At 66.3% G+C, this 270-nt stretch carries 1 protein-coding gene; it reads left to right on the forward strand.

The window, feature by feature from the left end; genetic code table 11:
- Nucleotides 1–26 precede the first annotated feature (26 nt).
- A partial coding sequence (locus tag SB719_RS20280; protein ID WP_412159760.1) for a hypothetical protein occupies nucleotides 27–270 on the forward strand: 244 nt, incomplete at its 3' end.

Raw genomic sequence — 270 nt, forward strand, 5'->3', positions numbered from 1 at the left:
TGCCTCTAACGTCAGAAGGAATTCTCATGGCACTTGATCCGATCCTCACCGCCTTCGTCCCTACCCCCCCGCTGCCCGCCGAGATCGACTTCCCCGCGTGGCGCGCCCTGAGCGAGGCGGACGGGGCTGCCCTGGTCGAGCTGGTCGCGGAACCCGGTCCCGAAGTTGCTGAGAAGCGCATCGTGCACATTCCCGTCGAGGGGGGCACGATCGCTCTCGCGATCTACCGCCCCTCTCTGGACGAGACGCTTCCCGCGCACCTGTACTTCC

It is taken from the genome of Pantoea sp. SIMBA_079 (assembly GCF_046940275.1).
Classification (GTDB): Bacteria; Pseudomonadota; Gammaproteobacteria; order Enterobacterales; family Enterobacteriaceae; genus Pantoea; species Pantoea borealis.